Source organism: Cereibacter ovatus (assembly GCF_900207575.1).
GTDB classification, from domain to species: domain Bacteria; phylum Pseudomonadota; class Alphaproteobacteria; order Rhodobacterales; family Rhodobacteraceae; genus Cereibacter_A; species Cereibacter_A ovatus.
Window position 1 is genome coordinate 1 of the sequence record NZ_OAOQ01000008.1, and the last position, 25,488, is coordinate 25,488.

Genomic DNA, 25,488 nt, shown 5'->3' on the forward strand with positions numbered 1-25,488 from the left:
CCCAGAGGATCTGCACCGCCGTCAGGGGCAGAGCGATACCCGCCACAAGCGCCGTGATCACCACCAGCGCCTTGCCCGCGTTCGTGGGAAGGGTCCGGCTGATGACCTTCTTGAGGTTGTCGTAGACGGTGCGCCCCTCGCGCACCGCCGCCGCGATGGTGGCGAAGTTGTCGTCGGCCAGCACCAGGTCGGCCGCCTCCTTCGCGGCCTCGGACCTCTTCAGCCCCGTGGCGATGCCGGCATCGGCGCGCTTCAGGGCCGGGGCGTCGTTCACCCCGTCGCCGGTCATGGCGACCGAAAGGCCGTTCGCCCGCAGCGCGGTGACAAGGCGCAGCTTGTCCTCGGGGCTGGTGCGGGCGAAGACGTCGATCCCCTGCACCTCCAGCGCCAGTTGTGCCTCGTCCAGCTTGTCGAGATCGGTCCCGGTCAGCACGCGATGCGGGTTCGGGCGCGCCCTTCACATGGATCAGCCGGCCCTCGGGGCCTTCGGTCAGCACCGCCATGAAGCGGTGGCGGCTGTCGAACGGGATGGCATCCAGCCGGGTCGCGGCAAGGCCGTGTGCGACCTTGCCCGCGAAGGCCAGAAGCGCCCCCTCCATCGGATCGCCCTCGACCGACCAGACGCCGCTCCGGTCGTGCTGGGCCGCGTCGTTGCACAGGGCCAGCCGCGTCAGGTCGCCTTTGGGTGTGATCTCGCCGCTGGTAGCCCTCGCCGGCCATGCGCTCGACACAGGCCCGGCCGATACCGACGGCGCCTCCGGTCACAATGACGGTCTTTCCGTTCAGGCGGTCCATGATCGTACTCCTTGACGGTTGAACAGTCGGGGCCGCCCGGTCACGGCGCCGGATGGCCCTCTGTGGCGATTTCGGGGATCTCGGTGCGTTCGGCGGCGGCGGCCCCGCCAAGGATCTCGACGGCACGGTCGGCCGCGTCCTGGAACGGCTCGAGCACGGTGTCGGCGCCGGCGCCGAACAGCGCCTCGGTCTCGCCCGCCCCGTGCGAGGCGACGGCGAGCCGCCCGCCGAAGCCCGCGGCACGGGTCAACTGGATCAGCGTCGTCCGCGTATCCTCGTGGCTGAGGCCGGTGGGATGGCGCGGCACGGTCAGCACGACCCACGCCGCGCCCCGCAGCGGCAGTTCGGCCACGAACTCCGGGTCCGTCGCATCCCCGAACCGGGCCTCGAGCCCCAGCCCGCGCCAGCGCCGCACGGCGAGCGGGTTGAAATCCACCCCCAGCACCCGCAGTCCGCGCTTCTTCAGCCGAAGCCCGATGGCGGTGCCGAACCGGCCCAGCCCGAACAGGATGACCGGAAACGACCGCCCGCCATGCGCCTCGGCCTCGTGCGGCTCGCGCGGGGTGCCGCGACGCTCGAAGACGCCCAGCACCGGCTCGCACAGCGCATAAAGCCGGTGCGACCAGGTGATCATGTAGGTCGAGGCCGCAATGGTCACGAGGCCGACCAGCGTCACCAGCCCCAGCGCATCCTCGGTCACATGGCCAAGCGCCACGCCCATCGCCACGAAGATCAGGGAAAACTCGCTGATCTGCGCCACGGTCAGCCCGGCAAGGAAGCCCGTGCGCTTGCGGTAGCCCATCGCCCCCATGATCGCCATGACGATCAGCGGATTGCCGATCAGCACGAAGAGCGAGAAGATCAGCGCCGCCTCGACCTGCGCGCCCAGCAGCGACAGATCCAGCGTCGCGCCAAGCGCGATGAAGAAGAACAGCAGCAGGAAGTCGCGCAGGGGCGCCAGTCGCGCCGCGATGCTCTCGCGGTAGGGGGTGGAAGCGAGCGACACGCCGGCCAGCAGGCCGCCCACCTCCTTGCCCAGCCCCACGGCATCCCCGATCGCGGCGAACATGGCGGCCAGCGACAGGGCAAAGATCACCAGCAGCTCGGGCGCGCGCGCCAGCCGCTCGGTCAGCGCATCGGCGGCATAGCGCACGAACAGCGCCACCGCCCCCACCAGCGCCACGCCCGAAGCGAGCACCGTCAGCACCGCGCCCCCGCCATGCCCCTCGCCGGCCGGGGCGCCGATGCCGATGGCCGACAGCACGATCATCGCCAGCACGACCACCAGATCCTGCACGATGAGAAAGCCAAGCGCCACCTGCCCGTGCAGCGCATCGATCTCGCGCTTGTCCGACAGAAGCTTCACGATGATGATGGTCGAGGAAAAGGTCAGCGCGACCGCCACATAAAGGCTCTCGACCGCGTCGAGGCCAAGGGCCAGCCCGATCAGCCAGCCGAAGACCGCGGTGAAGGCCACCTGCCCCAGCCCCGTCGTCACCGACACCGCACCCAGCGACCGGATCAGCTTCACGTCGAGCTTGATCCCCACAAGGAACAAGAGCACCGCGATGCCCAGTTCGGACAGCAGGTCGATCTGCTCGTCCGAATGCACCACATCCAGCGCCGACGGCCCGGCGATCAGCCCCACGGCGATGAAGCTGACGATCAGCGGCTGGCGCAACAGCGTGCCGAGAAGCCCGAGGCCCGCCGCCATCACCAGCAGCAGCGCGACCTCGGCGAACGAGGTCATGCCCGTCATCGGACGCCCTCCGTGCCCGCCTCGGGCCGGCGCGGTGCGGTCTCGTGGCGCATCAGGAAGACCTTAAGATCCGCATCGGCAATGCGCCAGCCCTTGCCGATGTCGATGGCGCGCAGGTCGCCCGTCCGGATCCAGTGGCGCACCGTGGTCTCGGCGACCTTCAGTCGGTCGGCGACTTCGCGAACGGTCTGGTACTGCTCCTGCGGCACGATCATGTCACCTCGGTCCGGTTGGTTTCGCGAAGTATGGCGCTGTTTGCCGTGGTTCGACCTGAGATGGATCAAGTCCGGCAGCTCCATTCCATGCTGAAATGGCCGGACCGAAGGGGGGCACCTGCGATGCGCATGATCCTGCTTGCGACGGACTTTTCCGAGCGTTCGGACCGCGCCCTGCGCCGCGCGGCGCTTCTGGCACGCGCCACCGGCGCCGAGTTGCTGCTGGTCCACGTCGTGGACGATGACCGCCCCCGCCGCATTGTCGAACATGAGACCGGCGACGCGCGACGGCTGCTTCACGATCTCGGCCATTCGCTGCGGAACCACGACGGGATCAGGTGCAGCACCTCGATTGTGCAGGCCGACCCCTTCGCCGGCATCGCCCGCGCCGCGACCGAGGCCGGGGCCGACCTTCTGGTGATCGGCCCGCACCGCCGTCACCTGCTGCGCGACGCCTTCGCCGGCACGACCGCCGAGCGCGTGATCCGCACCGCGGCCTGTCCCGTCCTGATGGCGAACGGCCCGCCGGTGGGGCCGTGGCGACACCTGTTGCTGACCACCGATCTCTCCGATGCCTCGTGCGCGGCGCTGCGTCGCTTTGCGGATCTGAAGGTCGGCGCGGGCGCTGCCCGGACGGTTCTTCATGTCTTCGACGCGCCGGCATTGCGCCTGGCAATGGCTGGGACGCTGCCCGAGGATGCGCGCGGCACCTATCTCGACGATCAGCGCGCCGAGGCTGCGGGACGGCTGACGGAGTTCCTGGCTTCGACCGGGCTTTCGGATGCCGCCCCGATCGTGCGGAGAAGTGGCGCGCCCCCGGCCCACGAGATACTCGGCGCTGCGGAGGAAATCGGAGCAGATCTTCTCATCCTGTCGAGCGTGGGCAAGGGCACGTTGGCGCGCGCGATCCTTGGCAGCGTGGCGGCGCAGGTTCTCGCCTCTGCCTTGGTCGATGTTCTGGTGGTGCCGCCGCCGGCTCCGCAGAAGGAGTGAATACCGAACCTTCCGGCGCGCGCGTTGAAAGCCCACCACCAGACCGGCTCACTGAAGCGAACTCCGGCAAGGATCCGAATTCTCATGGCCAGGCGCTCCGTTCTCACCGATCGCCAGCGTTCCTTCATCTGGGCGCTGCCGACGGACGAACCGACCCTGCTGCGGCATTACACGCTGGCGGACGACGATCTCGACCACATCCGTGCGCGGCGTCGGGCACACAACCGCCCTGCGGTTCCCCGGGCGGCTGCTGGCGCCGGGCGAGGTCATTCCCGAAGCGATCTCACGTTTCCTCGGGGCGCAGCTCGGCCTTAGCCCCGACGCTCTGACCGGCTATGCCATCCGGGCAGAGACGCGGCGCGAGCATCTTGGCGAGTTGCGCGCGATCTACGGCTACCGGATGTTCTCGGGCCGCGGCGCGCGGGATCTGAAGGCCTGGCTCGACGGTCAGGCCGAACTGGCGCGGACGAACAAAGACCTCGTGCGGCGCATCGTCGAGGAGTGCCGGCGCACGCAGACCATCCTGCCGGGGCTGACCGTGATCGAGCGGCTCTGCGCCGACGCGCTGGTCGCGGCCGAGCGCCGGATCGACGCGCGCATCGCTGCCCGTCTTGATGCCGATCGCGGCGGCGCAGGCCACGGCCCGCCTCGCGGTGCCCTTCGATCCGGCACACTGGCTGGCGGACCGGAAGGCGCGCATGGCCCAGGCGCTGAAGCGCCTCGCTTCGGCCGTGAAGGCCGGGGCGATACCCGGCGGCTCCATCGAGGACGGCACCCTGAAGATCGAGCGTCTGACCGCAGCCGTTCCGCCCGAGGCGGACGATCTGGTTTTGGACCTTTACCGGCGTCTGCCCATGGCGCGGGTCTGGGGGGCGGGCCTCACCGCATCAAGCGACGGCCAGTTCTTTCCTGCCGCCCGGCAGGACGCGGCGATGAACCTCGTGAACGCCAAATACGGCAGCGAGCCGGGGGTGAAGGCCTACACTCATGTCTCGGATCAGTTCGGCCCCTTCGCCACCCAGACCATTCCGGCGACGGTGAACGAGGCGCCCTATATCCTCGACGGCCTGCTGATGAATGAGCAGGGCCTGCGGGTTCGCGAAAGCTTCGCCGATACGGGCGGTTTTACCGATCATGTCTTTGCCATCACGGCGGCCCTCGGCGTCCGCTTCGTGCCGCGGCTCCGCGACCTGCCGTCGAAGCGGCTTTATGTCTTCGACCCGGCAAGCGTCCCGAAGGAACTTAGGGGGCTCATCGGCGGCAAGGTCCGCGAGGGCACCATCACCCGCAACTGGCCCGACATCCTGCGCAGCGCGGCCACCATGGTGGCCGGCATCCTGCCGCCGAGCCAGCTTCTGCGGAAGTTCGCGGCCTGTCCGCGCCAGCACGACCTGGCCGTGGCGCTGCGGGAAATCGGACGGGTTGAACGGACGCTGTTTATCATCGACTGGCTGCTGGATGCCGACCTTCAGCGGCGCGCGCAGATCGGGCTCAACAAGGGCGATGCGCACCACGCCCTGAAGAACGCCCTGCGCATCGGCCGCCAGGGCGAGATCCGCGACCGGACGGCCGAAGGCCAGCACTACCGGATGGCTGGCCTCAACCTGCTGGCCGCGATCATCATCTACTGGAACACCGCGCACCTTGGCCGCGCCGTCGCCGAGCGGCAGACCGCCGGGCTGGCCTGCCCGCCCGAGCTTTTGGTCCATACCTCGCCCCTCGGCTGGGCGCACATCCTGCTGACCGGCGAGTACAGGTGGCCGAAACCGTAGCTCTCGCTCTTAACGTACTATGCTGCCCCCTCCGGCAGCAGTCCCCTCGTTGACCGCGCGCGAGAATGTGGCCCTTGTGACCGAGATCGCCGCCCACCCCATGCCCCCCGAGGAAGCCCTTGACCGTGTGGGCCTTGGCCATCGGCTGGACCATTTCCCGGCCGAGATGTCGGGCGGCGAACAGCAGCGCGTGGCCATCGCCCGCGCCCCGAGATCCTGCTGTGCGACGAGCCGACCGGCGCGCTGGACAGTGCCACCGGCATCACCGTGCTTGAGGCGCTGGTCAAGGTGAACCGCGACCTTGGCGCCGCCACCGCGATCATCACCCACAACGCCGGTATCCGGAAGATCGCGCATCGGGTGGTGGCGCTGCCCGACGCCGGGCTGGTCATCGCCGAGGGGCTGGCTTGCGGGCTATGGCTTTGCCGCGCTGATGGTGCAGGGTTTTTCGACCGATGTGGTCAGCCTGCCGCTGGTGGTGGCGCGGCGCACCTATGCGGTGGCGGCGCTGATCGTGCTGGCGACGGCGCTGGTCTCGGCGCTGGCGGTGCGGCGGCGGCTGGACCGGATCGATCTTGTCGGCGCGCTGAAAGCGCAGGAGTAGGCAGGGATGGCGACAGGCGGCAGGATCATCATCGGCATCGCGGCTGCGGCGATCCTTGGCGGGCTGGCCCCGGCCCGCCCCCGCGCATCGGGGCCGGGCCGGGGCCTAATCTTCAGCGATCAGGTGGAAGAACGACCCCGTGACATGCCCCCGGGCCGAGCCTGTCTCGGCCACGGGTTTGCCCTCGGCGTCGCTGACGCGCGCCAGCGGCGCGTCGGGCTGGGCGAGGATGGTGGAATAGTGGAACTCGTGCCCGCGCAGCGCCGTGCCCTTGGGGTGGCCGGGCAGGGGGGCCAGCAGCTCGGCGCGGCGATAGCCCAGATGCAGGCGGCGGCGCTCGAAGCTGGTGACAAGGCCCAGAAGGCCGGTCATGGCATGGCGTGTGCCGGTGGCATCCACCAGCGCCTCGCCCAGAACCATGTAGCCGCCACATTCGCCATGCACGGGCCGGGTTTCGGCATGGCGGCGCAGCCCCGCGCGGAAGCGGGTGGCGGCGGCCAGCCGGCCGGCATGCAATTCGGGATAGCCCCCCGGCAGCCAGACCAGATCGGCCTCGGGCGGGGGGTCGTCGGCCAGCGGCGAGAACGGCACGATCTCGGCCCCGGCCGCGCGCCAGCCGTCCAGCAGATGGGGATAGGTGAAGGAAAACGCCGCATCCTGCGCCAGCGCGATCCGCTGCGCGGGCGGGCGCGGCAACGGCCCCGGCGCGGGCGCGCGGGTGGGCAGGGCGGTGGCGCGGATGGCATCCAGATCGGCATGGTCGCGCAGAAGCGCCGCGAAACTGTCGATCGCGCCGGTCAGGTCGGGATGTTCGCCCGCCTGCACAAGGCCCAGATGCCGTTCCGGCAGGGCCAGATCGCTGCGGCGGGGCAGGGCGCCCAGCACGGGCAGATCCAGCCGGGCCATCTCGTGCCGGATCAGCGTCTCGTGCCGGGGGCTGGCCACGCGGTTCAGGATCACGCCGGCAAAGGCCGGCGCGTCGGGGTGGCGGGCAAAGCCAAGGGCGGTGGCGGCGGCCGATTGCGCCTGCCCGCCCACATCCAGCACCAGAACCACCGGCCAGCCGAACTGGCGCGCGATCTCGGCGCCCGATCCGCGCCCGGTGACCCCCGGCGCCGAGGTGCCATCGTAAAGCCCCATCGAGGCTTCCGCGATCACCAGATCCGCCCCCGCCGCGCGCCCGGCGATCGCGCCCAGCAGGCCCGCGCCCATCGCCCAGCCATCAAGGTTGCACGACGCCCGCCCCGCCGCCGCGCGGTGAAAGGCGGGGTCGATGTAATCGGGACCGTTCTTGAACGGCTGCACCCGCAGGCCCGCGGCGCGGAACGCCCGCAACAGGCCCAGCGTCACCGTGGTCTTCCCCGTCCCCGAGGCCGGCGCGCCGATCATCAGCCCCGGCGGCAGGCCCGCCCCCGCCCGATCCGTCGTCGTATCGCCCATCCGCCCCCGCCCCGCCCCCGTCTGTTCGCCGTCAGTTCGCCGTCAACCCGCCGCGCAATGCCCCGATCTGGTGCGATGCGGGGCCAGGGCTGTCAAGCGAAAGGGCGGCACCGGATCAGCCGTTGGCGGCACGGCTCAGGGCAAGGCGCATCTGCTTTTCGGTCTCGATCAGGGCAAAGAACACCGCGCCGATGCCCACGATCAAAAGCCCTTCGGTCAGCGGCACCGCACTTGTGCCGAACATCGCCTGAAGCGGCGACAGGTAGGTCACGGCGAACTGCGCCGCCGTCACCGTCAGCACGCAGGTCCAGACCACGCGGGTGCCGCGCGCGGCCGTCCATGTCAGCGACGTGCCGTGGATGTTGCGGATGAAGAACAGGTGGAAAATCTCAAGCACCACGATCATGTTCATCGCCATGGTCTGCGCCAGCGCCTGCGAATGGCCGCGGTCGATGGCATAGGCATAGATGCCGAACACCGCGACAAGGAACAGGACCGACACCAGCACGATATGCCAGACCAGCATCCCCGACAGCAGCGGCTGGCCGCGCGGGCGGGGCGGGCGGCGCATCGTGCCCGGCTCTGACGGCTCGAACGCCAGCGCAAGGCCCAGCGTCACCGTGGTGATCAGGTTCACCCACAGGATCTGCACCGCCGAGATCGGCAGGGAAAGACCGGCAAACAGCGCGACCATGATGGTCGCGGCTTCGCCGGCATTGGTGGGCAGGGTCCAGCTGATGACCTTCTTGATGTTGTCGTAGACCGTCCGCCCTTCGCGCACCGCCGCCGCGATCGAGGCGAAATTGTCGTCGACCAGCACCAGTTCGGCGGCCTCTTTCGCGGCCTCGCTGCCCTTCTGGCCCATCGCGATGCCGGCATCGGCGCGTTTCAGCGCCGGCGCGTCGTTCACCCCGTCGCCGGTCATCGCCACCGTCAGCCCGCGCGATTGCAGCGCCGTCACAAGGCGCAGCTTGTGGGCGGGCGAGGTGCGGGCGAAGATGTCGGTGCTGATTGCGGCCTCGGCCAGTTCGGCGTCATCCATCTCGTGGATATCGGCGCCGGTCAGCACGCGGGCACTGTTTTTCAGCCCGATCTGATGGCCGATGGCGCGGGCGGTGGCGGCATGGTCGCCGGTGATCATCTTCACCCGGATACCGGCGGCATGGCAGTCGGCCACCGCGGCGATGGCCTCGGGGCGGGGGGGATCGATCAGGCCGACCAGCCCGATCAGCGTCAGCCGTCCGGCCAGATCCTCGGGGCCGATGGCGGTCATGTCGGCGGGGGCCGCACATCGGGCCAGCGCGATCACGCGCTGGCCTTCGGCGGCAAGGCGTTCGACGCGGGCGTGCCATGCGCGGGCATCCAGCGGGGCGGTGCCGCCCGCGGCGGTGCCTTGGTCGGCGCATATCGCCAGAACCGCCTCGGGGGCGCCCTTGACGTGAATGGTGGCGCGGCCCGCGCCATCGCGGTGCAGCACCGCCATATAGCGATGCGCAGCATCGAACGGGATCGCGTCCAGCCGCGTGCCGCCGGCCATCGCGCCCGCCCCGGCGATCTTTTCCGCCAGCGCCAGCAATGCGCCTTCCATCGGATCGCCCTCGACCCGCCACTGGCCGTCCGTATGGTGCAGCGTGGCGTCGTTGCACAAAGCCGCGGCCTGCCCCAGATCGGCCAGAAGCGCGGCGCTGTCGTGCCCTTCCTGCACCACCACCGCGCCCTGTGGCGCATAGCCGTTGCCCGTGACCGTCCACAGCGCATCGCCCGCGGCAAGGCTGGCGGCCATCATCTCGTTGCGCGTCAGCGTGCCGGTCTTGTCCGAGCAGATCACCGAGACCGAGCCCAGCGTCTCGATCGCGGGCAGGCGGCGCACGATGGCATGGCGCCGCGCCATGGCCTGCACCCCCACCGCCAGCGTGATGGTCAGCACCGCGGGCAGGCCCTCGGGGATTGCCGCGACCGACAGGCCCACCACCGCCATGAAGAATTCGCCAAAGGGCAGGTGGCCGACGAACTGGCCATAGACCAGCAGGCTGCCCGCCACGATCAGGATGAACAGCGTCAGCCAGCGCGCGAAACTGTCCATCTGCTGCACAAGCGGCGTGGTCAGTTCCTGAACCTCGGCCAACATGCCGCTGATGTGGCCGATCTGGGTGGCGGTGCCGGTCGCCACCACGACGCCGCGCCCGGTGCCCGCCGCGATCAGCGTGCCGCTGAACAGCATCGAGGCACGGTCGCCCAGCGGCGCGCTGGCGGCAACCGGGGCGGTGCCCTTGTCCACCGGCACGGATTCGCCGGTCAGGGCGGCTTCCTCGGCGCGCAGGCCGCGGGCCGCGATCAGCCGCAGGTCGGCGGGAACGCGGTCGCCGGACTCGATCAGAACGATATCGCCGGGAACCAGATCCGCCGTGTCGACGCCCCGCCGGCGCCCGTCGCGCAGCACCGCGGCACGGGGGGCCAACATGCCACGGATCGCATCCATCGCCTGTTCGGCGCGGCCTTCCTGAATGAAGCCGATCACCGCATTGGCGATCACCACCGCCACGATCACCCCGGTGTCGATCCAGTGCCCCAGCACCGCCGTCACCAAAGCCGAGCCGATCAGCACATAGATCAGCACGTTATGGAACTGAAGCAGCAGCCGCACCACCGCATTGCGCCGCCGGGGCGCGGGCAGAAGGTTCGGGCCATGTTCGGCCAGACGGCGCGCGGCCTCGGCCTGATCCAGCCCCTTGGGGCTTGCGTCGGTGGCGGCAAGGACCGCAGAGGCGGGCAGGCTGTGAAAGGGCGGGGGCGGGGTCTGTGCAGGGGGCGGGGGGTGGATCGTCACGGATGAAGCCTCTTTTCGGTCGCCATGGCGGGACATCCCTTCGGGGTCGGCGCGGGGCCTGTCCGCCGCACTGGACGGGCACGGGGGTGGGCCACGGGGGCGGGCGTCCCATCTCGTGCCCGGGGTCCGGGGCCGGCCACATTGCGGCCAAAAGCGGCGGCGCGGCCGGCACCGGGGGCTGTCACGATGTAAGCCCCGCGCCCGGCAGGGAAAGAGGCATGCGGCACCCTGGCACATGCAGGCCGGTTTCCTGCGGCGCCGGCAAGAACGGGTAATGAAGATTATGTAACGGCACAATCCAGGGCCACGGCCCGCACGACCATGGGGCGAGTGACGCGAAAGATTGTCATACTGGAAATTGCAGGCCATCCGGGTTATGGTAACCGGGCACTTACTCGATTCCCCATGCATCCTGTTATTGGCGCCGCGCGTGTTGCGCGTCCCGTCATATCGAGGTTTTCAAGGAGTAAGCCCATGCCGTCGAAATCGACCATCAATCGCTTTACCTCGAAGAACCCGCTTGACCTGAAACAGGTCCGCATCCCCGGTCTGGACAAACCGTTCGAGCAGCTGACGATTTCCGAACTGGTGCAGCTTCGCCCCGGATCGGCCGTGGCCGACACCTGGGAAGTCAACGCCGTGACCGACAACATCTCGGCCACCACCTCGGCCGCGCTGGAAGCCCTGGGCCGCATCCACAAGGAACGGGTCATCAATCAGGTGATGGATCAGGCCCGGCTGAACCAGCTTCGGACGCAGATCGGCGGCTCGATGGGGATCGGGGGGCTGTCCAGCGAAGTGCCCGCCGACGAGGTGCGCAGCGGAACCGAAGATGTCTTCCGCGCCGCAAGTTCCGACCCCTTCAAGGCCTGAGGCGGCAGGTTCGCCTGCCCCGCTTTCCAGATGATCAGGTTTGGCCCCAGAATGACGGGGCAGGAGTTCGCACGCTTTCAGGCGGCGACGATGGCGCATCTGTCGTTCAGCCTGACGCTCGCCTGCCCGCTTCGCTGCGCGCATTGCATGGTGGCGACCGTCTCGCCGCGCGATGCCGACAGCGCGTCGCTGCCTGTGACGGTGGCACGCCGCTTTGCCGCCGAGATGCCCGCGGTTGCGGCCATGGGCATCTCTCGGATCAGTTTCACGGGCGGCGAGCCGTTCGTCGCCCGCGAGCAACTGTCGATCCTGTCGGATGCGGCGGCGCGTGCGGGGATCGGCTGCACCGTGGTCACGGCCTGCCACTGGGCCAAGACGCCCTCGATCGCGGCGCGGACGATCGCGGCCTTTCCGGCGCTGGATCGCTGGCATGTTTCCACCGATGTCTTCCACAGCGACCAGCTTGACCCGGTCTTTGTGGTGAACGCGGCCCGCGCGCTGTGCGATGCCGGCCGCGAGGTGCAGATCCGCATGGCGGTTCCGGCCGATCCCGGGGGGGATGAGGCTGCCCTGCTGGACTGGCTGCGCCAGCGCCTGCCCGCAGGGGTGGGCTTTGCGGTGCAGCCGGTGATGGGCGGACCCGATCCCGGCTGCGCCGATCCTGCCTGCACCGATGGCGCCGCGCCGCCTTCGACGCCCTGCCTGACCACGGGGCCACTGATCCGCCACGACGGCCAGCTTTCGCCCTGCTGTTCCGGTCTGGCCGAGCGGTTGTCGATCAGCCCGTTCGACCGCGCGGACCCCGCCCGGACCGGGCTGGTCGAGGCCATCGGCATCTGGCGCGGCGACCGGCTGCTGACCCTGATCCGGGCGCTGGGGTTCGGCTATCCGGCGCTTTGGGCGGCCGAGGCCGGCGCGCCCACCCCCGCGGCCGCCCCCCGCCACCCCTGCGATTACTGCACCGCGCTTTGGGCGGCACCCGCCACCCGCGCGGCCGTTCTTGACCGCATCGCTTCCCCCGAGGTCGCGGCCCGCATCGACGCCCTTGCCCGGACCCTTTTCCCCCAGTCGGGAGTTGCCGCATGACCATCGCCGTCAAGACGCCCGATCCGAAGATTGCGCTGACCTTGCAGGAACTGACCGCCTGCCAGCACCTTGCGCGCACCCACATCACCTTTTCGCTGACGCTGAACTGCCCGTTGCGCTGCGCCCATTGCATCGTGGATGCCGGCCCCGACAAGGCCGCCACGTCGATGCCGCTGGCGGTGGCCGCGCGCTATGGCGCGCAGATGCCGGCGCTGGCCCGGCACGGCATCCGCGGCATCTGCTTTACCGGAGGCGAGCCGCTGGTCGCCCGCGCCCCGCTTCGCGTGATGTCCGAAGCGGCGGCTGCGGCCGGCATCGACGTTTCGGTGGTGACGGCGGCGCAATGGGCGGCCACGCCGGACCGCGCGGCGGGGCTGGTGGCGCAGTTCCCGGCGATCTCGTGCTGGGACATCTCTTTCGATGCGCATCATCTGCCATGGGTCGACATCCACCATATCCGCAACGCGGTCACAGCACTGCGGGCCGCAGGGCGGCGGGCCAATATCCGCGTGACCTATTCCGACCCGATGACCGAGGCCGACCGCCGGATCATGGACGACCTTGCCGCCATCGGGGAAGCCGATTGCGTGGCGCAGGCGCTGCGCCCGGTGGGCCGCGGCGAGGATCTGCACGCGCCGCGGCCGCATGGCTGGTCGCCCTGGATCAAGCCCTGCCTGACGCAGGGCATGGTGGTGCGCTATGACGGCTCGGTGTCGCCCTGCTGTCTGAACCTTGTGGAATCGCGGGCGCATCCGTTCCGCTTCGGGGCGCCCCTGGTCGAGGATCTGGTTCAGGTTCACCGCCGCTTTCTGACCGATCCGCTGTTGCAGTTGATCCGCGCGCTTGGCTTTGGCCCGCTGCGCGACTGGATCGAGGCCGAAGGGCTGGCCCATCTCTTGCCCGATCCCGTCCCCGAGGAAGTCTGCGAGTTGTGCACCGCCATCATGCACCGGCCCGAACTGGCCCGGCTGGTTCAGGCCCGCGCCGCCGAAGGCGAGGTGCCGGCCAAGATCGCGGTGATCGCGGCCAAGGTGCTGGGCGAAACCGACATGCTGCGGGCGGTGGCGCCCGACATCCTGTCCCCCGAACCGGAGTCCCTGCCATGACGCGGCCCTTCACCCCCCCGGCGCCTGCCCCGGCGCCTTCCCCGAACGTGGTCTTTGCCTACATGCCATGGGCCACCACCACGCGGCCGTCGCTGGCGCTGGGGATACTGGGCGCGATCTGCCATCAGGAAGCTGTGCCGGTTCAGACCTTCTATGCCAACCTTGACATGTCGGCCCGGATCGGATTCGAGGCCGCCGGCCGGATGGCCAATGAACGCTGCCTTTACGGGCTGTCCGAACATCTGTTCGCCTGCGACATGTTCGGCCCCGAGGTTCTGTCGTCCGACACCTATCTTTCGGCGCTGGCGGAACTGGCGCTGCCCGACACCTTCAAGGACATGGCCTATCTGCACCACCTGCGCGACGAGGCGGTTCCCGCCTTTCTTGACGCGCTGGAAGCCCGGATCGTTGCGGCCTGCCCCACGGTGCTGGGCCTGTCGTCGACCTTCAATCAGGTGATGGGGTCGCTGGCGATCGCGGCGCGGATCAAGCGGCGGATGCCGCAGGTCCGGGTGATCGCGGGCGGCGCCTGTTTCGACGACGAGATGGGGCAGGAATACCACCGCGCCCTGCCCGGCGTTCTGGATCATGTCTTCATGGGCGAGGCCGAACCCGCCTTTCGCGAATTCCTGCGCCGGGTGAAGGCGGGCCGGCCCACCACCGACATTCCCGGCGTGACATGGTGGGATGGCGACCGGCTGCATCTGCTGCCGGGTGGGCCGCTGGCCGATCTGGCCGACAGCCCCGCCCCCGATTATGACGACTTCTTCGCGGAACGCGACCGGGTGCGCACCGGGACCGGGCGGATCTTCAACATCGAATTCCTGCCCTTCGAGGGGTCGCGCGGCTGCTGGTGGGGGCAGAAGAACCATTGCGTGTTCTGCGGCATCAATCCCGATCTGATGGGGTTTCGCGAAAAGCCGGTGGATCGGGTGGTCTCGGAGATGGTGTCGCTGTCGCAACGCTATCGCGTGGTCAGCCTGACCGCCTCGGATTACATCGTCTCGCGCAAGCATCGGCGCGAGCTGTTCGGCCGGCTGGCCGAACTGGATCTGGACATCGAATGTTTCTACGAGGTCCGCGCCGATCTGCACAAGGACGAGCTGGCGGCGATGCAGCGCGCGGGCATCGTCAAGGTGCAGCCGGGGATCGAATCCTTCTCGACCGAGCTGTTGCGCCTGATGAAAAAGGGCACCAGCCGCATCCGCCATGTGCAGTTCCTGCGGTGGGCCAAGGAATATGGCATCCACCTCAGCTACAACATCCTGAACGGCTTTCCGGGCGAACAGGCCGAGTGGTATCGCGACATGGCGGCCTTCCTGCCGCAGATCCGCCATCTTCAGCCGCCGCTGCACAATGTCCACCGGGTCGAGATGCACCGCTTTTCGCCGCTGTTCCGCGACCGGGTGGCGCTGGGGGTGGATGATTACCAACTGCGGCAGGACTATTGCTTCAACTTTCCCGAAGGCTTGGTCGATCCGCTGAAGGTGGGGTATTTCTTCTCGTTCTCGGCGGGGACGGTGCTGGACCCCGAAGGGTATGTCGCGCCGCTGAAGGCGGTGCTGGCCGACTGGATCGAGGCCCATGCCGGAAAGATCGCCCCCGGCTTTCAGTATCAGATCGGCCCCGGCTTCACCCGGATCGTGGACAGCCGCGGGCTTGAGGATCGCTATGTCGATCTGGCGGGGCTGCATCAGGACATCTTCCTGTTGTGCGACGAGATCACCACCATCGAGCGGCTGGAAAAGGATCTGCGCCCGCTGTGGCCGGCCGAGGTCGCCGCCGGCAAGGTCGCGGCCTGTGTGGACGAGATGGTGGCCTCGGGGCTGCTGATGCGCGAGGACAGCTCGGTTCTGATGCTGCCGGTGGCACGCCACACCCGCAGCACGGCCGATCTGCGCGCCTATGTGCTGGGCGATGGTGTCGCGCAGGGGGTCGCCGCGGAATGACCATCCAAAGCGGGCGCGGCACGGCGGCGGATCTGTGGCGGCTTCAGTCGCTGGCCGCGCAGTCGCTGGTGGTCAGCGTGACGCGGAAATGCCCGCTGCGCTGCGGCCATTGCATCACGCGATCCGGCCCGGCGGCGCCGGGGCCGCTTCTGTCGCCGGCGCTGGCGGCGGTCTGGGCCGGCGATCTGCCGGCGATGGCGGCGCAGGGCCTGCGGCACCTGACGCTGACCGGGGGCGAGCCGATCCTTGCCCGCGATGCCTGTCGGCTGCTGGCGGGCGCGGGGGCGGCGGCGGGGGTGTCGGTGTTCGTGGTCACCTCGGGGGTCTGGGCGCGTTCGGCCGCGCAGGCGCGCGCGGTGGTGGCCGGGATGGCGGGGGTCGCGCGCTGGGATCTGGGGGTGGATGGCTGGCACGCGCAGGAAATGCCGCTGGAACGGATCGGTCATGCGCTGGATGCCATTCTGGCGGCGGGCGGCACGGTCACGCTGCGGCTGTGCGAAGGGCGCACCGCAGCCGAAACCCGCAGGATCGAAACCGAGGTGGCGGCGCTGGTGCGCGGCCGGGCGCCGATGATCCGCCAGTCGGTCCGGCGTATCGGCCGGGCGGCCGACCGGGGCGGCGCCGGGGGGCAGGCCGGGTTGCCGCGCAGGCCCTGTGTCTCGACGGGCCTGTTCCTGCGTGCCGATGGCAGCACCGGCCCCTGCTGTTCCGGCCTTGCCTATGAGGCGCCGGGCCATCCCTTCACCTATGGCCGGGTTCTGGCGCCCGGCGATCTGCGGGCGGCGTGGCAGGCATGGCAGGACGATCCGCTGTTGCGGCTGATGCGGGTGGCCTCGCTGGCCGGGCTGAACGGCTGGCTTGCGCCGGATCGGCGGGCCGATCTGCCGGCCGACCCGTGCGAGGCCTGCGTGGCGCTGTGGTCGCGCCTGCCCGCGGATGAGGCCGCCGGGCTGCGCGAACGCGCCGCGGCGGTGACCGACCGGCTGGCGCTGCTGGAAGCGCGGCTTCACCTTGCACTGGCGGATCAGGATGCCGACGGCAACAGCACCATCACGGACTGACGACAAGGCCCCCGCGGCGCTTCTGGCGCAGCTGCGCGCGGGCGGCGATCTTTCGGCATGGCCTTCGGGGCGGTCCCGGCTGATCGCCGCGGCGCTGCTGTCGGACAGGGCCGCCCTTTCCCAAGAGATCGCGGCGCTGGCCGGCCGCGCCGACGCCACGGCCGACGATGCCTTTGTGGCGGATTGGGCCGGGTTCTGGGCCTTTGGTCCGGGCTGGCCGCCGGTCCCCGGCGCGCCGATGCCCGAAAACGCGGAGTGGCTGGGTGAATGGCACTGGATGCAAGGCCGCCGCCAGCACTGGCCGCAGGAAACCCGGCAGGGCCGCGGAGAGATCCCGCTTCGCCCCGATCCGGGGCCGGTGCAGGTGGATTTTGCGCTGAATGGCGTGACCGGGGTGGCGATCCTTGACAGCGGGGCGCCCTCATCGGTGCTCAATCGCGGCTTTGGCCTGCGCGCAGGCGTGGGAACGCTGCCCGCGCATGGCCGCCAGATCCGCGACGGCGCGGGGCTTGCGGCGCCGATGCAGGCGGTTGTGGTGGATCATCTGGGCATCGGGCCGTGGCAGGGGCGGCGCCTTGCGATGGACATGGTGGACCTGCCGACGCTGCCTTGCGATGCGATCCTGTCGCCCTTCGATCTGTTCGGGCGGGTGGCGATGACCTTCGACACCGGGCGCAGGCGGCTGATCCTTGGCGCGCCGCCGCCTGCGGCGGGCGTCAGCCTGCGCGGCCTTTGGTCGGCGGGCGTGCCCCTTGTCGTGGCCGGGATCGGGTCGGCGCTGCTGTTCGCGCTGCTGGACAGCGGGGCCGGCGCCACCGTTCTGGACGCCGCGGCGGCCGACCGCGCCGGGATCGGCGCCCATGGCCGGCGGTTCGACAGCCCCACCGCCCTTGGCCAGACCGCGATCGAGACCGCCGGCGCGGCCGCGCTGGCCCTTCCCGGCCTGCCGGTCTTTCACGAACCCGTCTACCGCAGGGCCACGCCGCGCCACCCGCCCCCGCCCCTGCCCCGGCCGGCCGAGGTGTTGCTGGGCCGGCGCTGGTTCGATGCCCATCAGGTGCATTTCCCGGCCCGCCGCGGCCGGGTGATCCTTGCGCCCCGGTTGCAGGAGTGCCCGCCATGACCCCCTCGGTCCGCACGCTGGATCTGCATGTCGGCGGGCGGCGGTTCTCGCTGCCGCGCGATCTGCGGCGCTGTGGCGTGATCTATGACGACCGCCTTGCCCGCACCGACCGGCTTCGGCTGGAACAGCAGACGCTGGGCGCCACGCCTGCCCTGCGGTTCGAGGTGCCGGGCCAGCGCATCACCCTGCTGGACGCTTCCGAAACGCCGGCCGGCACGCGGTTCGGCCCGCTGGGGGCCGAAACCGCCCTTGGCGCCCAACCCGAGGTGGCCGCAACCTTTCCGGTGTTCCAACTGGCGGACAAGCTGGTTCTGCTGGCGCCGATGATCGTGGTGGGCTTCGATCCCATGGCCACCGATGCCGCCGCCATTGTCGCCGGCACGATCCTGCGCATCCGGTATCAGGCGCGCGATCACGCGGTTCTGACCGCCCCGGCCGAGGCCGATGTGCTGGCCGAGGCCGAGGCCCTGACCGCCCGGCCCGGCGTGCTGTTCGCCGAGCCGGATCTGATCACCATCGGCGCCAACCTGCGCCCGCCGCCGCCGGGCTTCATGGCCTTTGACAGCGCGGCCGGGGTGCAGCGGGCATTCCTGAACATCCGCGCGCCTGCGGCGTGGCCGCTGGCCGGGCCGCTGGACGCCATCCGCATCGCCGTGCTGGACGACGGGGTGGATCTGTCGCATCCCGCGTTGGCCGCGGCGGTCGTGGGCAGCTTTGACGCGATCGAGGGCACCGAGGGGCCGGTTTCCCCCAACGCATGGGACTATCACGGCACCTCTTGCGCGGGGCTTGCGCTTGGGCTTGGCGCGGGGTTTCGCGGGGTTGCGGGTGGGGCGCGGCTGCTTGCGGTGCGCATCGCCCGCAGCCCCGGGCCGGGCCAACCCTGGGCCACCTCGAACAGTGTGCTCAGGCGCGGGATCGACTGGGCGGTGGATCAGGGCGCGGATGTGATCTCGAATTCCTGGGGCGGGCCGCCGTCGTCGGTGGTGGCCGAAGGCATCGCGCGGGCATCAGGCGCGGGCCGCGACGGGCGGGGCGCGGTGGTTGCGGTGGCCGCGGGCAACAGTGGCGGGCCGGTGGCCTTTCCGGCCAATCTGTCGGGGGTGATCGCCGTGGCCGCCGTGAACCTTGCCGACGAGCCCAAGACATGGGCCAGTTCGGATGGCGAAAGCTGGTGGGCCTCGAACATGGGCCCCGAGGTCGATCTGGCGGCGCCGGGCATCGGGCTGACGACCACCGATCTGCAAGCGGCGCCGGGGCGCACGCCGACCGACTGGCGGCAGGATTTCAACGGCACCTCGGCGGCCTGCCCGATCGTGGCCGGGGCGGCGGCGCTGATCCTGTCGCGGGCGCCCCACCTGACCGCGCCCGAGGTCGCCGCGGTGCTGATCGCCGCGGCCGACCCGATCGGATCGGCCCAGCGGCGGCTGAATGTCGAACGGGCAATGACGGCACTTGCGCCCGCGCCCACCCCGGACCTGCCGCCGCCCGAGATCACCGGCCGCTGCACCCGCCTTGTGCTGTCGGAGGCGGTCAGCGTCTTTCACCTTGCCCCCGCGGACGGGGGGGCGGCGCTGTTTCTGGCCGATCCGGGCGATCTTGCGGCGCTGATCGCCGCCGAGGCTGTGGGCGTGGATCTGACGCTGCGTTATCGCGACAGCGTGGCGGGGCCGCTGGCGATCCTGAAAGGCGCGCGGCTGCGGCCTGCCGTGGGCGCGCCCCCCGACCCGGACCCCGCACCCGAGCCCGACCCCGACCCCGACAAGGTTCTGCTGCCCCGGCCCGAAGACGACATCTTCGCCACCGCCTGACCGGGGTGCCGCGGCCGGTCAGGGTGTTGCGCCCCTGCCCCGCCATCAAGACGGCCCGCGCAGGCCCGATGTCGCGGCGGTCATCCTGCCAAAGCCAGCGCCATCCGTCGATGATTGCGCGTTGCGGGGTGGGGTGGCGGGGGCGGCACCACCGGGGGCTGATCTGCGTCAAGGGCGCATCAACCTTTTGCCGCTAATGTCGCCAAAACCGCGGAGTGACCGGATGGACATCGTTCCCCTGATCGATGCTTTGGGCGAAAGCCGGGTGGCGGCGCTGTTCGGGCTGCTGACGGGGCTGGCCTTCGGCATCGCCGCGCAGCGGTCGGCCTTCTGTCTGCGCGCGGCGACGGTGGAATTCGCCCGCGGCCAGCTGGGCGAGCGGATGGCGGTCTGGCTGCTGACATTCTCGACCGCGATGGTCTGGGTGCAGGGCGCGGCGGCGCTGGGGCTGTTTCGCGATGCCGATGCCCGGATGATGGCGGTGACCGGATCATGGTCCGGCGCGATCATCGGCGGGGTGCTGTTCGGCGCGGGCATGGTGCTGGCGCGCGGCTGTTCGGGCCGGCTTCTGGTGCTGGCGGCGACGGGCAACCTGCGCTCGGTCGTGGCGGGGCTGATCTTTGCGGTGGTGGCGCAGATGTCGCTGCATGGCTGGCTTGCCCCGCTGCGCGAATGGATCGCGCAGCTTTGGGTGACGCCGGGCGGGCGCAACGTCGATCTGCTGGAGGTGTCGGGCCTTCCGGCGGGGGCCGGTCTTGTGCCCGGACTGGCGGTGGCGGTGCTGGCCTTGTGGCTGGCGCGCAGGAACCGGATCGGGGCGGGGACGCTGATCTTCGCCTCGGGGGTGGGGTTTGCGGCGGCCTTGGGGTGGGTGCTGACGTGGCAACTGGCGCAGGTCAGTTTTGATCCGGTCAGCGTGACATCTGCCACCTTCAGCGGGCCATCGGCGAATACGCTGATGTATTTTCTGGTGCCGGCGCCCGATCTGGGCTTTGACATCGGCCTTGTGCCGGGGGTGTTTCTGGGCGCTTTCCTTGCCGCAGCCTGGGGGAGAGAGCTGAAATTTCAGGGCTTTGACGGCGCCCCCGCGATGCGGCGATCAATGATCGGCGCGGTGCTGATGGGCTTTGGCGCGATGCTGGCGGGGGGCTGCGCCATCGGGGCGGGGGTCAGCGGAACCTCGATCTTCGTGGCGACGGCCTGGATTGCGCTGATCTGCATGTGGGTCGGCGCGGTGGCGACCGACTGGCTGGTGGATCAGGCAGCAAGCCCCGCGGGACAGGCCGCCTGATCCGGTCAGCCTTGGCACCGCCAAGGCGGCAGCCCCGCGGTCAGGCGGGGACGAACCGGAACCCTTCGGCCGCGCGTTCGACCTGACCGATCCCGCCTTCGGGCAGGTGAAATCCCACCAGCGTCAGCCTGTCCGCCGCCGCCCGATCCAGCAGCCGGGCGCGTGTCTCGGCGCCCTGCCCCGGTTCCTGATCCGAGGGCACGCGATGCAGCGGGCGTTCAAACCCGATATGAGCGTTTCCGATGGCATCCCCCGCGATCAGCACCCCATCAAGCAAAAAGGCCATGTGCCCCGGCGTGTGCCCCGGTGTCATCAGCGCAACCACCCCCGGCAGCACCTCCTGGCCGTCCTGAAACAGCGCCAGCCGCCCCGCCATCGCCTGAAGCCGGCGGGCCGCGCCGACGGCAAAGGTCTGGCGAGCCTCTCCGATGGTGCCGGGCGTGGCCGGGTCGGTCCAGTAGGCATGGTCCACCGCGCCGAACAGATGTTCGGCATTGGGGAACACCGGCTCGTCAAAGTCGTCCAGCATGCCCCACAGATGATCGGGGTGACCATGGCTAAAGACCACATGGGTCACCTCGTCGGGCGCCAGTTGAAGCAGGGCCAGCGCCTCGGACAGTTTGCCCGCCGTCGGCATGAAATCGGGGCCTGCGCCCACATCGAACAGCACCGTCCGCACACCGTCGCGCAAAAGCGTGACGTTGCAGGGCGGCGAAAGCCGGTCTTGCGGCAGGCCGTGGCGGGCCAGATAGCCCGCCGCATCGGCCATGTCGCCCAGCAGAAAGTCGGGCGGCACCACCAGATGGCCGTCGGACAGCGTGTCAAGCCGGAAGCCGGGCCCGGTCAGGGTGCTGCCAGCCCACAGCCGCGAGGCGGCAAGCCCCGCGGCGGCGGTCAGGAAATGGCGGCGCGACAGCCTCATCCGAAGATGTCCGCGGTGATGCCCTGATACCAGCCAAGGCTTTCCTCATAGGTTGCGCGGCGCAGCTCGGCCGGCTCTCCGGGTTGGCTGATGAAGCTTTCGACGCTGGCGATCTTTTCCGGCGTCGGCTCGTACGAGGCGCCGACCTTCACCCCGTCCTTGGGCGCGATCAGCGACCAGCAGGTGTTGGTGTATTTCGCCGGGAACACCCGCGATCCGGTCAGCTCTCCGCGGATCTTCATCGCCGCCACCTTGGCCTGACTGTTGGCCGAGAACGCCGATTTCGGCATGTCGCCCTGCGCCGAGGCATCGCCCACCACGAACACCCCCGCATCCACCCGCGAGGCCATCGACAACGGATCGACCGGCACCCAGCCGGTTTCGTCGCACAGGCCCGCGATTTCCGCGATCCGCCCGGCGATCTGCGCCGGGATCACGTTGCAGACATCGACCTTTTCGGCCTCGCCGTCGATCACGACTTCCATCGTGGCGGGGCGGACCTCGACCGCGCCGCCGCCCATGTCGGGGCCCAGCCATTCGATCATGCCGGGGTAGTGGGTCTGCCAGCCTTCCTCGAACAGGGCCTGTTTGGAATATTTGTCCTTTGGATCAAGGATCAGGATCCGGGCCGTGGGGTTCGTCTGCGTCAAGAGATGCGCGATCATCGACACCCGTTCATAGGGGCCGGGCGGGCAGCGGTACGGGTTGGGCGGTGCAACCATGCAGAAGGTGCCGCCCTGCCGCATCGATTCCACCATGGATTTCAGCAGCTTGGTCTGCGGCCCGGCCTTCCATGCATGGGGCATCACCTCGGCATTGGCCAAGGACCAGCCCGGAACGCTGCCGTCGCGGAAATCGATCCCGGGCGAGATCACCAGCCGGTCATACTCCAGCACATCCCCGCTGCCCAGCGTCACGCGGCGGGTGTCGCGGTCGACCCCTTCGGCGGTGGTCGCGGCAATGGTCACCCCCGCCGCCGCCAGCCCGTCATAGCCATGCACAAGGCTGTCAAAGTCGCGGAACCCGCCCAGATACAGGTTCGAGAAGAAGCAGGTGGTATAGCGGGCGTTCGGCTCGACCAGCGTCACATCCAGTGCGCCGCCGCTGTCCTTGGCCAGATAGCGGGCGCAGGTGGCGCCGCCCGGCCCGCCGCCGATCACCACGACGCGGGGCTTGGTCTGGCCGAACACGGCGGGCGCGGCAAGGGCGGCCGCGGTTGTGCCGATGAATGTCCGGCGTGTGACTCGCAATACTGGTCCTGTCATGTGAAGCGCCTCCCTGCGCTTGTCAGTCGATCCCCGCGTAATAGGCGGCGAGTGCGGCGATTTCCTCTTCGGTCAGGCGGCCGGCCATCATCTGCATCACCGGATGGGGCCGCAGTTTCTGGCGGTAGGCATGCATGGCCAGCACGAAATCCTCGGGCGGCCAGTGCGTGATCGAGGGAATCCCCTGATCCGAGCCGTCGCGCTGGTGGCAGGTGGAACATTCCGACGACAGATAGGCGCCAAATTCGGGATCGCCGCGGATGGCCAGAACCTCGGGCGACAGTTGCGGCGTGCTGCGGCGCGCGGTCGGTTCGGCCTCGGGGATGTCGCGCGGGCGGTCGGACCATTCGCGCAGAAAGGCGATCAGATCGGACCGGGCCTGTTCGTCCTGAAGCCCGCGAAACCGCATCCGTGTGGCCGACACCAGCACCTTGGGGTTTTCGATATAGGCGTCCAGCGTCTGCATGGTCCAGACAAGGCCATCGCTGCCCATCCGCGCCATGCTTTTGGAATAGTCGAACCCCTCGACCGATCCGGCGCGGCGGCCGAACAGGCCCGTCAGGCGCGGGCCGACGCGGTTGATCGCTTCGGGGCCGATCTGGTGGCAGGCCGAACACTGGCGCTGAAACAGCGCCGCCCCCCGGTCCGCATCGCCGATGGGGCCGGCCGTGGCCGCCCCCGTCAGCATCATCCCAAGGACAAGCGCGGCCCGGATCATCAGTCGGCCGCGTCGTCCGGCGTCACGTCAAGAACGGTCGCGTGCATGCGGATCGTCACCTCTTGCTTGCAGTCGGCCATACAGGGCGGTTGCGAGAACAGCGGCAGTTCGGTGGTGGCGCGATCGTCGGGAAAGAAGCCATCGGCATTGGGCATCGCGACCGTCAGAAAACTGTCGCGCGACAGAACGAAATCCTCGTCCACAAGGTCGTTCGAATAAAGCAGATAGGCCAGGATCGCATAGGTCTGATCGGCGTCAAGGCTGCGGGCATTGCCGAAGGGCATGGCGCGGTGGATGTAATCCCAGGCGGTGGACAGATAGGGCCAGTAGCTGCCGATGGTCTTTTGCGGGTCGTCATCGGCCAGCGTGCCATCGCCGCCCGCCAGTTTCGGCCAGCGGTCCACCCCTTCGCCAAATTCACCATGACAGGCGGCGCAGGTTTCGGAAAACAGTTCCTCGCCGGTGGCCACATCGCCGGCGCCCTCGGGCAGACCCATCCCATCGGGGCGGATGTCCAGATCCCATGCGGCGATTTCCTGCGGCAGCGCGGGGCGACCAAGGTCGCCCGCGGTGGCGGTGCCCGCGCACAGGATCAGGGCGAGCGTCTCAGGAAATCTCGACATTCTCAACCTCTCCGTTGGGCTTGACCAGCCAGGTCTGGATTCCGTTCATGTGATAGACCGAGTTCACGCCACGGATGGCGCGCAGCTGATCCTTGGTGGGCTGGACATAGCCGGTGGTGTCCACCGCGCGCGATTGCAGCAGCAGTTCCGACCCGTCCCAGTCGATATCCAGGTAGAACCGATGCAGCGCCTTGTCATGCGACGGCCCCGAAAGCCGGGCCTGCTGCCAGTTCCGGCCCCCGTCCAGCGAGACGTGAACCGCGCGGATGGCGCCGCGGCCCGACCATGCCAACCCCGAGATCACCATCGGACCCCGCCCGTGATTGACCCGCGCCTGCGGGCTGGGCGAGGTGATGATGGATTTGGCGTCCATCTCCCATGTCCAGCGGCGCGAACGGCCGTCGGCCATCGTGTCGGTGTATTTCGAGGTCTCCTCGCGGTGTTCCCATGGCGCGTCGCCCACCTCGATCCGGCGCAGCCATTTGACCCACATGTTGCCTTCCCATCCCGGCACCACCAGCCGGACGGGATAGCCATGTTCCTTGCGCAGCGCCTCGCCGTTGGCCTTGTAGGCCACAAGCACGTCATCCAGCGCCTTCTCGATCGGCAGCGAGCGGCTCATGGCCGAGGCGTCGGCGCCTTCCACCAGCAGCCATTTGCCTTCGGGGCGGATGCCGGCCTCGGCCAGCAGCGCCCGCAGCGGCACGCCGGTGTATTCCATGTTGTGGATCATGCCATGGGTGAACTGGCAGCCGTTCAACTGCGCGCCGGCCCATTCCATGCCGCTGTTGGCGGCACATTCCAGAAAATAGACGTGGTTCTGGCGCGGGAAGCGTTCCAGGTCGTCATAGGAAAACACCAGCGGGCGATCGACAAGGCCGTGGATCATCAGCCGATAGTCCGCCTTGGGCAGGTCGATGGCGCCGGCGTGGTGGCGTTCGAAGGCGCAGCCCTGCGGGGTGATCGTGCCTTCCAGCGCATGGATCGGGGTGAAGTTGACCGACGAGACCGCATCCGCCGTCAGCCACGGCACGTTGCGCCGGATCACCTCGGCTTCGTGATGGATCGGCAGGCCGTAGGGCGTGGCATCCACCCCGTCGCCCCAGCTGACGTTCCAGTCCTGCACCTCGGTGATCCGCGGGTCGGGGGGGGCGGCCCGCGCGGCGGTGGCGGCCAGCGCGCTGCCCGCGGCGGCGGCGGCAAGGAAATGGCGGCGGTTCGGCCCCGTGGCGTTGCTGTCTGTCATGCTGTTTTC

At 69.6% G+C, this 25,488-nt stretch carries 19 protein-coding genes and 4 pseudogenes; 13 read left to right on the forward strand and 10 right to left on the reverse strand.

The genetic code is table 11. From position 1 onward, the window contains the following. The 3 genes and pseudogenes from CRO07_RS10175 to CRO07_RS10185 form a co-directional block, all read right to left on the reverse strand. A pseudogene (locus CRO07_RS10175) lies at positions 1 to 707 on the reverse strand (HAD-IC family P-type ATPase); the annotation flags it as partial. A 128-nt stretch (positions 708 to 835) separates the two neighbouring features. After that, positions 836 to 2,554 carry a cation:proton antiporter gene (locus CRO07_RS10180; protein ID WP_097030591.1) on the reverse strand — a complete coding sequence of 573 codons (1,719 nt, stop codon included), beginning with the start codon at positions 2,552 to 2,554 and terminating at the stop codon, positions 836 to 838. Next, positions 2,551 to 2,769 (reverse strand): helix-turn-helix domain-containing protein, encoded by a 219-nt coding sequence (locus CRO07_RS10185; protein ID WP_235840970.1) that lies wholly within the window; start codon positions 2,767 to 2,769, stop codon positions 2,551 to 2,553. Before CRO07_RS10185 ends, CRO07_RS10180 begins: the two co-directional genes overlap by 4 nt. A 123-nt stretch (positions 2,770 to 2,892) precedes the next feature. On the opposite strand from CRO07_RS10185, the gene CRO07_RS10190 reads away from it, so the two are divergent. From CRO07_RS10190 to CRO07_RS18685, 5 genes and pseudogenes are all read left to right on the forward strand, one after another. Further along, the gene (locus CRO07_RS10190) at positions 2,893 to 3,762 is read left to right on the forward strand and encodes a universal stress protein (RefSeq protein WP_097030592.1); all 870 of its coding nucleotides are present in this window, start codon (positions 2,893 to 2,895) and stop codon (positions 3,760 to 3,762) included. Positions 3,763 to 3,846: 84 nt separating this feature from the next. After that, a pseudogene (locus CRO07_RS19480) lies at positions 3,847 to 4,267 on the forward strand (DUF4158 domain-containing protein); the annotation flags it as partial. A gap of 106 nt (positions 4,268 to 4,373) precedes the next feature. Beyond that, a pseudogene (locus tag CRO07_RS10195) lies at positions 4,374 to 5,534 on the forward strand (Tn3 family transposase); the annotation flags it as partial. A 40-nt stretch (positions 5,535 to 5,574) separates the two neighbouring features. After that, positions 5,575 to 5,921 (forward strand): annotated as a pseudogene (locus tag CRO07_RS10200) (ATP-binding cassette domain-containing protein); the annotation flags it as partial. Positions 5,922 to 5,967: 46 nt separating this feature from the next. After that, a complete protein-coding gene (locus tag CRO07_RS18685) occupies positions 5,968 to 6,138 on the forward strand; it encodes a hypothetical protein (protein WP_176504544.1) in 171 nt (56 codons plus the stop codon). Between the two features lie 105 nt (positions 6,139 to 6,243). On the opposite strand, the gene CRO07_RS10205 is transcribed toward CRO07_RS18685, so the two are convergent. Together CRO07_RS10205 and CRO07_RS10210 are read right to left on the reverse strand one after the other, a co-directional pair. Then, complete coding sequence (locus tag CRO07_RS10205) at positions 6,244 to 7,578, reverse strand: cobyrinate a,c-diamide synthase (protein ID WP_097030593.1); 1,335 nt, start codon at positions 7,576 to 7,578, stop codon at positions 6,244 to 6,246. Positions 7,579 to 7,693: 115 nt separating this feature from the next. Next, positions 7,694 to 10,405, reverse strand: coding sequence for a cation-transporting P-type ATPase (locus CRO07_RS10210; RefSeq protein WP_407919625.1), 2,712 nt, complete (start codon positions 10,403 to 10,405; stop codon positions 7,694 to 7,696). Between the two features lie 474 nt (positions 10,406 to 10,879). Here CRO07_RS10210 and CRO07_RS10215 point away from each other — a divergent pair, with 474 nt between their 5' ends. The 8 genes from CRO07_RS10215 to CRO07_RS10250 all read left to right on the forward strand — a co-directional run bounded on the left by CRO07_RS10215 (position 10,880) and on the right by CRO07_RS10250 (position 20,705). Beyond that, positions 10,880 to 11,278 (forward strand): hypothetical protein, encoded by a 399-nt coding sequence (locus CRO07_RS10215; RefSeq protein ID WP_097030595.1) that lies wholly within the window; start codon positions 10,880 to 10,882, stop codon positions 11,276 to 11,278. Positions 11,279 to 11,329: 51 nt separating this feature from the next. Further along, the gene (locus CRO07_RS10220) at positions 11,330 to 12,364 is read left to right on the forward strand and encodes a radical SAM protein (protein WP_176504545.1); all 1,035 of its coding nucleotides are present in this window, start codon (positions 11,330 to 11,332) and stop codon (positions 12,362 to 12,364) included. Continuing rightward, a complete protein-coding gene (locus CRO07_RS10225; RefSeq protein WP_097030597.1) occupies positions 12,361 to 13,470 on the forward strand; it encodes a radical SAM protein in 1,110 nt (369 codons plus the stop codon). The genes CRO07_RS10220 and CRO07_RS10225 overlap by 4 nt, the downstream gene beginning before the upstream one ends. Then, complete coding sequence (locus tag CRO07_RS10230; RefSeq protein ID WP_097030598.1) at positions 13,467 to 15,419, forward strand: RiPP maturation radical SAM C-methyltransferase; 1,953 nt, start codon at positions 13,467 to 13,469, stop codon at positions 15,417 to 15,419. The genes CRO07_RS10225 and CRO07_RS10230 overlap by 4 nt, the downstream gene beginning before the upstream one ends. Continuing rightward, positions 15,416 to 16,480: a radical SAM protein gene (locus tag CRO07_RS10235; protein ID WP_097030599.1), complete on the forward strand. Its 1,065-nt coding sequence runs from the start codon at positions 15,416 to 15,418 to the stop codon at positions 16,478 to 16,480. Before CRO07_RS10230 ends, CRO07_RS10235 begins: the two co-directional genes overlap by 4 nt. Then, positions 16,449 to 17,603 (forward strand): retropepsin-like aspartic protease, encoded by a 1,155-nt coding sequence (locus CRO07_RS10240; protein WP_097030600.1) that lies wholly within the window; start codon positions 16,449 to 16,451, stop codon positions 17,601 to 17,603. The genes CRO07_RS10235 and CRO07_RS10240 overlap by 32 nt, the downstream gene beginning before the upstream one ends. Continuing rightward, complete coding sequence (locus CRO07_RS10245) at positions 17,600 to 19,414, forward strand: S8 family peptidase (RefSeq protein WP_097030601.1); 1,815 nt, start codon at positions 17,600 to 17,602, stop codon at positions 19,412 to 19,414. Before CRO07_RS10240 ends, CRO07_RS10245 begins: the two co-directional genes overlap by 4 nt. Before the next feature lie 223 nt (positions 19,415 to 19,637). Continuing rightward, a complete protein-coding gene (locus CRO07_RS10250; protein ID WP_097030602.1) occupies positions 19,638 to 20,705 on the forward strand; it encodes a YeeE/YedE family protein in 1,068 nt (355 codons plus the stop codon). 40 nt (positions 20,706 to 20,745) lie between these two features. Here CRO07_RS10250 and CRO07_RS10255 read toward each other — a convergent pair whose 3' ends face one another. The 5 genes from CRO07_RS10255 to soxC are packed head-to-tail and all read right to left on the reverse strand — an operon-like array spanning position 20,746 to position 25,479. After that, the gene (locus CRO07_RS10255) at positions 20,746 to 21,627 is read right to left on the reverse strand and encodes an MBL fold metallo-hydrolase (protein WP_097030603.1); all 882 of its coding nucleotides are present in this window, start codon (positions 21,625 to 21,627) and stop codon (positions 20,746 to 20,748) included. Continuing rightward, positions 21,624 to 22,877: an NAD(P)/FAD-dependent oxidoreductase gene (locus CRO07_RS10260; RefSeq protein ID WP_097030604.1), complete on the reverse strand. Its 1,254-nt coding sequence runs from the start codon at positions 22,875 to 22,877 to the stop codon at positions 21,624 to 21,626. Before CRO07_RS10260 ends, CRO07_RS10255 begins: the two co-directional genes overlap by 4 nt. Before the next feature lie 37 nt (positions 22,878 to 22,914). Next, a complete protein-coding gene (locus CRO07_RS10265) occupies positions 22,915 to 23,610 on the reverse strand; it encodes a c-type cytochrome (RefSeq protein WP_097030605.1) in 696 nt (231 codons plus the stop codon). Next, entirely contained in the window at positions 23,610 to 24,233 is a 624-nt protein-coding gene (locus CRO07_RS10270) for a c-type cytochrome (protein ID WP_097030606.1), read from the reverse strand. Before CRO07_RS10270 ends, CRO07_RS10265 begins: the two co-directional genes overlap by 1 nt. Further along, positions 24,217 to 25,479: a sulfite dehydrogenase gene (gene soxC / locus CRO07_RS10275; protein ID WP_097030607.1), complete on the reverse strand. Its 1,263-nt coding sequence runs from the start codon at positions 25,477 to 25,479 to the stop codon at positions 24,217 to 24,219. Before soxC ends, CRO07_RS10270 begins: the two co-directional genes overlap by 17 nt. Positions 25,480 to 25,488 lie beyond the last annotated feature (9 nt).